At 33.7% G+C, this 12,161-nt stretch carries 7 protein-coding genes and 2 pseudogenes; 6 read left to right on the forward strand and 3 right to left on the reverse strand.

What is annotated here, in order from left to right:
• Positions 1–772 precede the first annotated feature (772 nt).
• Positions 773–1,999 carry a hypothetical protein gene (locus tag CD03_RS0102915; RefSeq protein WP_027292349.1) on the forward strand — a complete coding sequence of 409 codons (1,227 nt, stop codon included), beginning with the start codon at positions 773–775 and terminating at the stop codon, positions 1,997–1,999.
• Between the two features lie 3,380 nt (positions 2,000–5,379).
• Here CD03_RS0102915 and CD03_RS39770 read toward each other — a convergent pair.
• Positions 5,380–5,442: pseudogene (locus CD03_RS39770) on the reverse strand (DUF6783 domain-containing protein); the annotation flags it as partial.
• On the opposite strand from CD03_RS39770, the pseudogene CD03_RS39320 reads away from it, so the two are divergent.
• Positions 5,419–5,651 (forward strand): annotated as a pseudogene (locus CD03_RS39320) (DUF6783 domain-containing protein). The pseudogenes CD03_RS39770 and CD03_RS39320 sit on opposite strands and share 24 nt — an antisense overlap.
• Before the next feature lie 224 nt (positions 5,652–5,875).
• Here CD03_RS39320 and CD03_RS38480 read toward each other — a convergent pair.
• Entirely contained in the window at positions 5,876–6,166 is a 291-nt protein-coding gene (locus CD03_RS38480) for a hypothetical protein (RefSeq protein ID WP_242849026.1), read from the reverse strand.
• Positions 6,167–6,293: 127 nt separating this feature from the next.
• Positions 6,294–6,416, reverse strand: coding sequence for a hypothetical protein (locus CD03_RS39775; protein WP_081820092.1), 123 nt, complete (start codon positions 6,414–6,416; stop codon positions 6,294–6,296).
• A 950-nt stretch (positions 6,417–7,366) separates the two neighbouring features.
• Between CD03_RS39775 and CD03_RS0102940 the strand changes: the two genes are divergently transcribed.
• From CD03_RS0102940 to CD03_RS0102955, 4 genes are all read left to right on the forward strand, one after another.
• Entirely contained in the window at positions 7,367–8,404 is a 1,038-nt protein-coding gene (locus tag CD03_RS0102940) for a ParB/RepB/Spo0J family partition protein (protein WP_027292350.1), read from the forward strand.
• 319 nt (positions 8,405–8,723) lie between these two features.
• Positions 8,724–9,137 (forward strand): GNAT family N-acetyltransferase, encoded by a 414-nt coding sequence (locus tag CD03_RS0102945; RefSeq protein ID WP_027292351.1) that lies wholly within the window; start codon positions 8,724–8,726, stop codon positions 9,135–9,137.
• 1,035 nt (positions 9,138–10,172) lie between these two features.
• Positions 10,173–11,195 (forward strand): ParA family protein, encoded by a 1,023-nt coding sequence (locus tag CD03_RS0102950; RefSeq protein WP_027292352.1) that lies wholly within the window; start codon positions 10,173–10,175, stop codon positions 11,193–11,195.
• A 96-nt stretch (positions 11,196–11,291) separates the two neighbouring features.
• Positions 11,292–12,149 (forward strand): hypothetical protein, encoded by an 858-nt coding sequence (locus CD03_RS0102955; protein WP_138001864.1) that lies wholly within the window; start codon positions 11,292–11,294, stop codon positions 12,147–12,149.
• Positions 12,150–12,161 lie beyond the last annotated feature (12 nt).

Here is a 12,161-nt window from a genome sequence, read left to right on the forward strand (position 1 = left end):
TTTAGTACGGAAATATATGCATATATTTTTGAAAAGTTTTTTAAAATTTTTTTTCATAATGCAAAAAGGAGCTAAAACCCTTAATTTTCAAAGATTTCAGCCCCTTTTCCCTTTACAGCACATTTTCTTTATTTTCACTTATAAAGTGCAGGAAGATAGGTGAAATCAAGACTTTTCTAAATTCAGTCCGCTAATTCCTGCACGAAATTATTGTTTTACAAACTCCGATTTTTATTGTATATTATAGAAAAAAGTGGATAACCTATAAAATTTTGGCGATTTTACATTTGGTTATCCACTAGACAAAACATTACCGTTAATATTGTAGTTTGGCGATTCCAATATTAACGCGCTTACACCGATATTTTTACCGATGGGCTTTATAGCTTCATTGTACTATTAAAGTACGCCTTTTTCAAGTCCCTTGTGTAAATTTTGTCGCTATCGTACAGTTTTTTTGGCAAATATGAGCAAAGGGTGGTAATCTCTTACATTCTTATTTTTCGATTTCTTATCCTGAATAGCTCATTCGCTTTCCAACTTGATTATTATAGGGTGTTTAAAATTCATTCCCGCCATCTGTATGCCCCACTTCGCGTATAATATTCGCGTATATTATGCTCCTAAAATAGTCTGCGTAGCCCGCTGCGCCTCCTGTTTCTGGAACATATTTACCACAAAGTGTGACGCACAGGTGTAAGAAAGCAATTTAAAACATGCTCTAGTGACTAACATTTGAAATAACATGTATTAAATACGAGGTGTGCTGGAAATGTTACTTAACTTGAATAATTTTGCCCGTGTTGGCAAAGGACCTGCTTTGAAGGCTATTGGTCTTCAAAAAAACTATAAGGAATATTATACCGAGTATCAACAGCTGGATGAAACCGCATCTGGCTGTTTTGCGTGTCCACATTTTAAGTACAAATCCTTTTTAGAATATATGCCAGAGGAGATTCAGAAAAACATATGCCATCAATGCGGCAGTTGTCCCAAAGCTGTTTACAAAACTGCTTACAAAACTCACATAAAATACATGAACGAAAAAAATATGTACGGCTATCAGCCTCGCCTGAAAGGAAATGCACTAAAACTGCTAATCACTTATCATTTTCTTTCGCCCAATCCTCGTGGTTTTATTTCTGATATATCTGAAAAAGAACTGGCGGAGTTTATCAAATGTGATATTAAAACAATCAAATATTCCAATGAAATACTTGCTAAATATGGCTACATATCTTATCACGCAACCGGCTGGGAGAAAAATCATATTTCTATACTGCTTCCTGAATACAACACCTATCACCTTACCGCTTCAGAAGGCGGCAGAGGCTACGCAACGATTAGCAAAGAACTTCTTCAGCAGATTATGAATATAAAGGATATCAATCAGCTACGTATTTACCTGCGTGCTATTCTGGAATCTGATGCATCTTCTGCCCCCCAGGTTAAGCTGGAGCGTTCTTATGAACAGCTTCGCCGATATCTTCCCGGCTACTGCAAGCCCAATGTAATCAAAAAGGCCTTGGTTACAAAAAGTGATATTTTCAATGTTGAGTATGAAAACAGCAAAATTGTATTTCACTTAAATGCAGCTTATAACACACGGCAGGCAAAAATACATCTGATCGAAGAAAACCGCGGTGAAATACAGTCTTACATAACTGCTTTAAATGATATGCTGGATCAATACAATTTATTACAGGAACGTCCGGATGACGAGATCGGCGATCTGGCAGAGCAGCTGCGGGCAAATGGAATTAAACCATACTTAGACACTAATAGAAAATTATCCAATACATATCCTCCTGTTATATTAAAGGACAACGATTACCGGGATCTTGGACTTTTAAGTACCACCTATTCCCTATCCGTTGTAAAACAGGCTGTTTTAGAAATTTACAATTCCTATATTCTTCTAAAACGTCCAATCGAAAGTTTTGGTGCTTTAACCAGGACAATAATCAAAAAAGAAGCCCTTTTTTCAAAAGCTTCCTGATCGAGGGCTTTTTTGTCGTGCCCTTTTTTAACTGAAAAGATCTATTTTGGGTTTACCAGCTCATTTTTCCATCCATATTTTCATCATTTTTATAAATTTACTTTCTTTACTGCTAAATTCTCATTTATAGATGGAAACTTTTCTTCCACATTTGGAAAGTTTTCATCCACAATAAACTATAATTCATCCATAGTAATACACTTTTCATCCTATTAAGAAATTATTCATCCACTCTAAGAATTTTTTCCTCCACCCACAGAAATAAAGCATCCACAAACCGAATTTTTACTCCACTTTTAGAAAAACTATTCCACATTTTTCAATTCTCTTCTTCTTCTATTACTCAGAAAGCTTGTAAATAAAGGGATTTTGTCATTTGGATTTAGCAATTATGTTTTTTTAATTATGTTCTTATAAATATGTTTTTAATTATGTAATAAATATGTTTTTGTATTTATATAAGTTTTCTATTTATTTTTTAGATAACAGGATCAATATGCAGATGATATAGAAATATATCTTTTATTATATCATGAATCAAAAATATATAGAACATGTAAAACATTTCTATACCATATAAATCTATACCAATTAAATCTATACCAGTCCCCTCTCCCATGTTCATCCGATTTTTTTGAAAAGAATAAAAACGAATTAAAAGTAATATTATATTTTTTTAATTTGGAATAGAAAAATAGATTAAGTGGAAATCATATGTTAATAAAAATATTCAAAGATATTCTGACAGTCAATCCACTGTATATAAAACGATGCCATAAAATGCCTTAAAACAACTTTTTTTGACATTAGGCAATAGATTGTAGCCTCAATAATGAAAATGAATATATGGGCAGATTATAACGTTTTAAAGGGATTGCTAAAATCCTAAATAATATTAAATATGGCTAAATATAATTTGTGTAATTATATAATTAAAATACGACATAATATATTGTTATATATGTATTTGCAAAAATAATTGGGAAAATATAAAAAAATTTTACTGTGGATGTTCACAATAATGATAAGTGGGTGGATGTTTTATATCATTATTATGCGATCAAAGATAATGTAAAAAAAGTACTGCTTTTTTGCTCAAGCAATATCAAGAGCAGATGCTTCAGGGGAATGGGGTATTGCTAAGATTGTGAAAATAGATTTTCATGAAAAGGAACAGGAATGTAAGAACGTTATGTTATCGTGTTAGCCATTATAGAAGTAATCGCCAATTATCGTAGAACTTATTATGACTTTATCTGCTGCTCAATATTTTGTCAAATACCAAATTATTCTAACACACCTTTAGTTTTCTACGAGGTATTAGTAGCATTAGCGGCATTTGCACTGTAGGATACAATATAGCTATAAATATTGCAGACAGTTCATGATCTTATTTATCAAGAATAGAATGAACAGAAGAACTCACAAAATATTAAATTAGGTGTTGTTGAAAAGAGACACTTTGTGTAACCGGGTGTGCGTGGGTAAGAATTGAAGCGGAACCAATTGTAGGGACTTAGGGACTTTGCACGACTTATTTCTCCTACGCTCCTGTACTTCTCATCTAACTATATTCAGGTTTCCCCCTAAAGCAGATTTTTCAGCATTGGGAAACCTTGGAGATGGCTTGCTGTACTTTTTTGGAAGTAATTAAAGGGATTGGAAAACAAAAGACGAAGATAGCTTATACTGTTGTATACGTTTATTCAGATATTATATATGAATAAGATTAGTTTCTGAATATACTCCATTTATCCGTAAATGTATATAATCCTGTTTGGTAGATGGAACACCTAATTCGGGAGGTTTACTTGCTAATTAAATTTTACATATTAGTCTGCAAAGTGGGAGGAATAGATTAGTGTAATGTATCTATAGAAAGCGTTACAGATAGCTTTTCTACATAGTAGCAGGTTAGTATCACTAATATACGTTATCAGGTTAATCCTCCGTATTACCACCAGACTGAAAAAACCTGCTTTGTATTATTGCCTGTGCGCAGCTCTTTTTGAATACTATCTGCATATGCAATATGTCCTAACTTAACTAAACTCAAGTATAATTAATCTGTAATATTAAAAGTATATCCTATAGCCAATTATAGAGGGCTCTATTTAATGTAGTGGCGCATAAAAGATGATGTTTATTTAAGAATTTCCGCCCCGCGGAAAAATATGTATATTTTATTATAATTTTAAAGAGACAATTTCTTTTTAATAAGAATAATAAAGAAGCATGTTATTCATCATAAGTATAAAATAAATACGATAAGTAAACGAAAAGCTATTAGCATAAGATGAGCTGCATTAACCATCATTATAAAGTAACCAAATTAACTGGCGAGGTTCATGTCGATTTGATCTGTTTAACAGTTTAGCAGCATTTACTATGATACTACAATGATTCTGTAAGGGGGGACAATCTTTATGATGGTTGAAAGTCTTTTGTAACTGATGTCTAGCAAACAACTTGGATGCAATATGTAATTCTTTAATTGAACAAACACAGCCATCACTTCGGACAACGTGATGTAATAGTCAATAATTCAGTTAAGCGAAGCAAGATATTTTAGTCATAGTGTTTATCAACTGGTAAATGAAAATAGTATCAACAGCAAGAAGCTCAGATTGTAAAAGGGTAATTTATGCAATATCTATTTGAAAAGTAAAGAGATTCGGCTTATATACAATTTAAGAACTGGTCAAGGACCATCTCTATCCGTATTCTTTTACATTGCCTAATGAGGTGGCCTAACAGAGTATAGGTGGATCCAACTGCATATCGTTTTCGTTATCAGCAGCGTGAGTATTTCCGACGCGTGAGACATTATTCACTTGTAGCCGTATAAATGTTAAAGATGTAGTATGGACCTTTTATAGTCAAATACAAAAAATCAATTTAAATTTACAGAACTATACATTACAAAATGTCTGGTGGCCGACAATTGCGCTGTGATAGTTAAAAGACATAGTATGTATCAGCTGATGCTTAACATTATTTATTTGGATCTGCTATGCTGCCTTCATGTGAAGACGCTGCCAGGCGATAATGATACAACTTATGATTATCAGTATATCATAAATGTTCCCGATTTCTATCATCTCTAGTATGCTTGGTACATTTAATGTATATTGTAGGTTTCAGCTGTTAACTTGAAATTTATCAAGATAACTTTGTCAGATAGTATCATTTGTACTGGAATACCTGTCTGATTTATAAACACAGAAGGTCTTGAGGACTGTCCACTCTTTATCGCGGACTACTATATAGGAAGTGGGATCCATCTATATTATAAGGAAGTCAACGTTTATGCAAATGCCTATTAGCGCTACTAGGCTTCTGGTATTGGAGGTTCCATGTATTTATCAAGTGATAGAAACTTAAGCTTGAAAAGCATAAGGCCAAGAGCGTGTTTTAAAATTCATTTCTGCCATCTGCACACCTCACTTTGCGGCATATTTGCCCCGAATTCAGGTTACGTAGCCCGCTACGCGCCCTTCATCCGGGACAAATCTCCCACAACTGTGGCGCACAGCTGCCAGAAAGCAATTTTAAAACACGCTCTAGTACTACAGCGAACATTTTAAAAGTGTTGTTTTTCGATGCGATAAATATGCACAGTGATTCCTACGTATGTGGTAACATACAATGATTCTCTTATTGGTAACTGCATGATTCATAATCTCATGCATTAGTTTTACTACTATCGCCAGTGTTAACGAAATTGCTTTTTTATAAAATTTCCCGTATCCTTGTGGTAAATAAATGAGCTATCATTACAAATAACATGTGTCGGTTCCAGCCCTGATAACTGTGGCATTCATAATGGCTCATTCCTAAGTTGCTTTTACATTCCTCAAAACACTGCTCGATTGGTCATCTTAAGGTGGCAGCACGATCCAGTTCCTCAGGGGGTAGACTTTCCGGGGCATTCGATACAAAATATTTAACTTCGCCGTCTGCATATCTCCTTAGATACAGCCATATTGCATAGCCGGGCTTGACATAACTGCGGTTTCCATCCTTACGGCACGAGTAGCACCGGATAAATAACTGTTCCTTTGCGTTAGTTGCTGCGAAATACCATACCCCTTCCGGTAGCTTTAGGCTGTCCATAAAAGTCATGGTCATTCCCATATGCCGCATCACAGCCAATCCACTGTGCATGAAACAGGCCGCTCCCCAGTGCGCGGTTGAGCAGCTCCAGAGCAAGCGCGTTTTTTGTGGAGAAGGCCAACTCCCCAGGGATATGGCAAGCTTCACGTAGTGTGGAAAATCATCACTGTACCATTCCTTAGGGAGGTACAGTGATGATTTTCCACGAGTCCATATCCGTTGTCTCCGGCATAAGCAAGAAAACTGTCAGTCTGGCATATTTCTTGCTTATGCCAGACTGACAGTTTTCTGTTTTACCCAAGCGGCCGCAGTACTGCCGTTTTACACCAGCAGAAAGGTATCCTTTTTTACAAAGCTTGTATCATCCACAGACAGCGCCCCGGCTTGTGCATCAATCTGCCGGAACAGCATTTTCTGATATACATTCAAAAGAGACTGTTCATCAAATGGGGAGCGGGAAAAGAACTGTTGGAGCAGCCCATAGATAAAGGTTTGGAACAGTTTCCGCTGTGGTTCTGACTGAAAGCAAGGAAAATAATAAAAGATAGGTTTCCAGTTCTGTTTTTAACAGTTGAAGATTTTCATCATCAGAATACCAAGCTTCTTTTGCGATTTAGGATCGAACATTGTAGGATTTATCATAATACCAGTCCCCTTTTTTAATTATACTAAAAAAGGAAAGGCAATGATATCATATTTTAAAGAATTCGCGCTAGGTACAATTATCTTAATATTGTAAAACGCCATACCGTATATAATAATTGTTAACACGTTATTTTCCGCGGGGCGGAAATCGATTCCTGTTTACTTTATTGTAATGAATAAAGGAGGCATCCTATTTAATAAAGCTATTATTAAGAATAAAATTATTAAAAAAAGTAAATACGACAATAAACGACAATTATAAGAAGCTGAGACTAGTTAAGACACGTTATAATCATAATATGATATTATAAGAGTGTCTAATAATAAAAATATATCTTGAATAATAGTTACTAATATGTAATAATTATCTTAAAATGAAAAACATCACCGTGAGGTTTTTCATTTTATAAGTAGTTTATTAACTTACAAGTAGATTTAATTGTCTATTTTTGTAGAATCAACGAACCCTATATATAGTATAAAGTTAGTAGTTGAAAAGTTTTTGAATAATAAGTTATATCTATTTGATGTATAAGCTCTATAGACTATTAAATGGATAATAAAATATGAAGTATAGATTATATAATACAAAGGAGCTAAGAAAATATGACGGCAGATATTGTAAAAGCGACTGTTACTGAATCAGAACAAGAAGATTTGAAACAGATTACGGAAGAAATGAACGTACAGGATCTAGATCAGTCGCTCGCCAGTAAGCTTAAGTATTTACCGGATGACATGTTGGTAGATGATCCTATAAATACTGAAGTATATGGCGAATTGGAAGTCAATGAATTGGCTGAAGATATGAAACAATATGGGTTCCAGGGAGTTATATTGGCTTATCCATATCAGGGAAAGTATAGAATAGAATCGGGACATAGGAGAAGGTACGCTGGTAGAAAGGCTGGCATAAAAGAATATCCAGTTTTTATCACAGATCCCCCAGTTGCTGAATGGGAAAGGGCCTTAAGACTGGGACGTGCAAATTTACATTCAAGAAATAGGACACCAATGATTATTGCAAAAGAAACACAGTTTTTGTATGATGCACATGAAGAAGAACAGAGAGCTAAGAAAGAAGCTGGAAGTGAATACGAAAAATCGATTATTCAATTAGTTGCTCAAGATTTAGAGATTTCAACTTCACAGGTATCAAAATATAAAGCATTGCTAAATTTGATTCCGGAGTTACAGAAACTAGCTGATAATGGGATATCATGGTCTACTTTATCGGCTGCTTCTACCATGACAAAGTATGCTCAAGAAATGCTTTACAGGCGAATTAATGGCAGATTAAAATTATATAATAAAGACGGAGTGACGAGAACTTGGCTGGAAAAAGAAATTTCAGAGCTAAAATATGTCAGAGAAGAACGGGGATATCAGTTTGATAGAAATGATATTGCACTATATCCTGAAAAAGAGAAAAAAAGAAAAGAGGAATTAGAAAAAAAACCGCAGCGTGTGAGGAGAAGAAATGGCACAAAGGCAATTTTAAAAAATGCAAAAGAATTATGCGAAGTTTTGGAAGGTGACGCGATCTATAAAACATCTGAAATACCAGTTGTAATTAAAAAACTGGAGGAATTACAGAGAAGCATTCAAACAAAGCTGAAATATCTAAAATATGATGATTTTTAGATATTAAATTTTTGAGCTACTACCGCTTTTATTAATAATAATGCTACAACAACGGGCCAAATTTAGTCTGCTAAACCTACTATGCCTCCCTAATTTGTATCATCCATATCACAAAATGTTATGAGATTCATGATAAAAGTAATTATCAAACTGTATGGACTATTTGAACGTGTTTGATAATTCATTCACGCCATCTAGACGTCGTACTTTGTGGTATATTTTGCTCCAAATGCATGTTATGTAGTCTGCTACGTGACCTGATGGGGACAAATCTCATAATAAATGCTACTGCTGTTTATAAACAAGGAGTGTATGTAATATGAAATTCTTAATTACTGATAAAATAGAAAAACAAGATGAAGAACTTATCTTTCAAGGATTATTGGAATATAATTTAACCAGGATTGAAGATAAAAATTTAAAGGACCTGGGAATTTATATAGAAGATGAAACGGGAGAAAAAGTTGGAGGTTTGATAGGAAATACTCATGGTAATTGGTTATTTGTAAAATATTTATGGGTAAAGAAAGCGTTTAGGAAACAAAGTATTGGAAGCCGTATATTACAGCAAGCTGAGCAGACTGCGAAGGAAAGGGGCTGTAAGTATGTATTTTTAGATACATTTAGTTTTCAGGCACCAGAGTTTTATAAAAGATATGGTTATAGTGAAGCGTTTACTTTAGAAGAATATCCTATATCAGGAAAACGCTATTATCTAACGAAAGATTTATAGGTGTAATATTAGCGTTGTTAAAAGGTTCAAAGACAATGGAGTAATTATCCAGGGCAATTTTAGTGATTTTACTGTTTTCTTGTTAGGGGGGGCCGGTATATGTTATTTATAGGTCGTGTAAGGGAATTACAAAAAATATTTGTACATATACTACTGTCCGTTTGAAAACTAGTTGTTATACAGTAATATATATAATATGTAGAAAGAAATATTTTATATATTACAATATGATATCATAACATAACATGTAAATCTAAAGGATAATTAAATATCTATATTAATTGAGTCGAGATATTATTTTGTGTTTAAATTTCCGCGGGGCGGAATTTTAAGTTATATATAAATATTTAGATATTATATACTCAAATTTTTTAATCAGCATTATGTAATAAAAATTTTGAAAATTACTTACAAAGTACTTACAATTACTTACTAAAATGTTCTCTAATAATTATATTATTTTTGTTACTTATAAATCTATAAATCTCTTTAGAATTATAGATGTTGTCTTATGACATTAAAACAACATGGATTAATCATTAAAAGCCATACAGTATATACTACTGCTTTAGTATTCTGTTTGGATACTAAAAAGTATTCTTATAGTTAGTCAATATATATTTTTACTATTCTTTTTATCGTGAAAAAATATATCTTTAATTATTCATTTTTAAATCTTACAAGTATTATTCTTACCCTAATAATCACATATATACAATTACACTTAAGTCCAGACATTATAAAAAGTTAATTATACTTATAACTTTTCTATAAAATAGAGAGAAAATACAATGCTACCCCCCTCACACTTAAATATATTTATAACGTCAATCTATTATTAAAACCATCTATCTTTCCAAACAAACCTTTTCTTTTCACAACCCTAACCAATAGCATAAAAACAATTTTTCCGCCCCGCGGAAATTACTGCGCAAACTAATTTATTGTTTGTGCGAAGAAAAACACATATTAACTTGAATTGTTAAAAAGAATGATGTATTATAATGTAGGAACATCATTGGACGGAGGTATATTATGAACAGGCTGGATAGAAGAGAAAAAATAATGAGCGAGATTACAAGATTGTTAAATCAACGCGATTGGGATATGAAAGAATGGGCAAGAGCAACCGGTATTAAGCAAAGACTTCTTTCTGATATTATGGCAGAAAAAATTATGTTGGATGAAGAAAAAGCTGAATGGCTGCTGGATGAAACTAAGAAGGCAAAAAAGAAAAAAATGCTGCGTTTTGATGAACCTCAGGTACTTGTTTTTGGTGCCAGAAAAGGAGGTACGGGAAAATCGACTTTGGCAGAAAATGTTGCATATGAATTGGCAAGCAGAGGTTATAATGTTCTTGCAGTTGATGGGGATAGCCAGGCTGATATGTCCAGTACATTACAGTGTAGATATACGGAATTCAGAGATAAAAATATATATGACGCAATGATATTGCATAGATCCCTTGAAGATTTTACGGTAGAAACTGATTATTTGAATTTGGATCTGGTACCAGCATCTGGTGTTATGGAAGAATTGGAACGTACGGTTGCTACTATGCAGGAAAAACATGTAAGTTCTATGTTTAAAGATACATTAGTACAGCTTAAAGATGAAAATTATTATGATTTTGTTATTGTAGATGTGGACAAGACGATGGGACTTGTTAATAAATCGTTTTTAAATGGAGCTAATTACGTAATTGTAGTTGCTGAGTGTGCACTCTACTCTACTAAGGCTTTAGTACCAATCACCGAGATGATCGAAATAGTAAAAAAGACTAATGAAAAACTGGATTGTTTAGGACTGGTTTTCAATAAAGTTAATTTAAGAAAAAATGAAGTTAAAAATGCGATTGATGATGCAAATTCATTTTTTAGCTGGCCGGCATTTGAAACATTTATTTCTAATGATGCCGCAGTTGAAAAGTCGCAGCGTGTGCTTATGCCGGCAGGTGCGTATGGGGAAACAAGGAACTCCAGATTCTCAAAACAGATTAGAAGTTTAACAGATGAAATTTTAGGTCGAATTAAAGAGAAAATGAAGGGTGGGAATTAAATGGCAGCTAAAGGCAAAAAGACAGGATTCAGTTCTACAGATTTTATGAAAGCACTTGCCGGTACTGCAAAAGAGGATATGCAGAAGGCGGAGCAGATGCAGGAAGATACAAAATATAAACAGTTGGTAGAGAGTACCGGTAAAATACTAGAATATATTAGCTGGGAGTTAATGGATGATGCTCCTGCTGATTGGAACAGATATCCGAGGCTTAAGGATAGTGATCGTGCAACCTATGCGCAGCTTATGATGTCAGTTGAACAACATGGTACACTAAATGCGTTGATTTTATGGCAGAGAGAAAATGGCAGATATATGTTGTTGGCTGGACATAATCGACGAGATAGTAACAAGGATTTATATGAAAAATATAAAGATCAGCCAGAAGAAGAAAAGAAAAGATTCTTATATCTTCCTTCCATAGTATATCAGGAAAATGAATTAACAGATGAAAAAGCCAGGGATATTATAGAAGATACAAATTATTTGCAGCGTCCTGAAAATACAAAGATGACAGTCGATATGGTTAAACGCCGTATTCAAAGAGCAAAAGAACTGAAGAATAAGGCAGGAGAAACGATTGAAGAATTATCAAAGTCAATGGGGATTCAAAAATCAGCGGTTTATGAATGGAAAACTATCGGAGAAAAGCTAATTCCCCAGTTTCAGGAAATGTATTTTGATAAAAAAATTCAAAGAAAAGCTGCATTAAAGCTGGCTCTATTTGATGAAATGATGCAGGAGTGGATCTACGAAAAATACAATAATCGTCTTACTGATAATAAGATTATGTCATTGAAAAAGAGCATGAGAAAAAAAGAAGATATTGCAGAGGCGCTGGATGATCCAATTATTATGAGAAGGATTAATATAACAGTTCCAGCTGGCAGGGAAGAAGAAATAAAAAGAGTTTTGTCAGAATATCTGAAAAATAATCCTAATCCAGTTACTTAAACGAAAAAATTT

This window comes from Robinsoniella sp. KNHs210 (assembly GCF_000686105.1).
GTDB classification, from domain to species: Bacteria; Bacillota; Clostridia; order Lachnospirales; family Lachnospiraceae; genus Robinsoniella; species Robinsoniella peoriensis.

What these genes read in the sequence shown, in the direction of transcription:
- CD03_RS0102915 (WP_027292349.1), top strand. Translation starts at nt 773, where the DNA reads ATGTTACTTAACTTGAATAATTTTGCCCGTGTTGGCAAAGGACCTGCT.
- CD03_RS38480 (WP_242849026.1), bottom strand. Translation starts at nt 6,166, where the DNA reads ATGCACAGTGGATTGGCTGTGATGCGGCATATGGGAATGACCATGACT.
- CD03_RS0102940 (WP_027292350.1), top strand. Translation starts at nt 7,367, where the DNA reads ATGACGGCAGATATTGTAAAAGCGACTGTTACTGAATCAGAACAAGAA.
- CD03_RS0102945 (WP_027292351.1), top strand. Translation starts at nt 8,724, where the DNA reads ATGAAATTCTTAATTACTGATAAAATAGAAAAACAAGATGAAGAACTT.
- CD03_RS0102950 (WP_027292352.1), top strand. Translation starts at nt 10,173, where the DNA reads ATGAACAGGCTGGATAGAAGAGAAAAAATAATGAGCGAGATTACAAGA.
- CD03_RS0102955 (WP_138001864.1), top strand. Translation starts at nt 11,292, where the DNA reads ATGCAGGAAGATACAAAATATAAACAGTTGGTAGAGAGTACCGGTAAA.